This is a genomic window from Alcanivorax sp. HI0044 (assembly GCF_001634945.1).
In genome coordinates, this window is the sequence record NZ_LWEZ01000657.1 from 1 (window position 1) to 641 (window position 641).

The window sequence follows — 641 nt, forward strand, 5'->3', positions numbered from 1 at the left end:
TGGAAATCCAGCGCGCCCTAGTTATTACCGGCATTGCCGTTGTCTCATACCTGATGATTCAGGCTTGGCAGCGGGACCACGCAGACTCGGCAACCCCTGTCCCTGTTGAACAGGTGGCAGAGCAAGGGAGCCCTTCATCCGCAGACAGTGCGGATTTGCCTGCGCCTCAGCCGGAAACCGAGAACAGCATTCCGGCCGCCCAGGCTGACGGTGATCAGCCTGTCGCTCCCCAAATCGATACCCCGGGTACCACCGCTTCCGCAAGGCACATCGAGGTCAACACCGATGTATTGCGGGTGGAGATCAACCCGGTTGGCGGCGATATCGTTCGCTTGGCCCTGCCGGAATATCCCAAACATGTGGAAACCCCGGATCAGCCCTTTGTGCTGATGGAGCAGAACAGCAGTGGCACCTACGTAGCCCAGAGTGGTCTGGTGGGCAAGAATGGCACCGATTCCAGCAAGGGGCGCCCGCACTGGAGCAGTGCCCGGCAGAGTTACCAGCTTGCTGAGGGTAGCAACGAGCTGAATGTGGATCTGACTCTGACCCAGGATAATGGCGCCGAAATCATCAAGCGCTATACCTTCGAGAAAGGCAGCTACCTGGTCCGTGTTAGCCATATCGTCCGCAATAACGGCAGC

Annotated in this window: 1 protein-coding gene; it reads left to right on the forward strand. The window is 58.7% G+C overall.

Annotation, left to right across the window (positions count from 1 at the left end):
- Positions 1-641, forward strand: a 641-nt coding sequence (yidC, locus tag A3730_RS07950; protein ID WP_156501070.1) for a membrane protein insertase YidC, incomplete at both ends; no start/stop codon positions are given.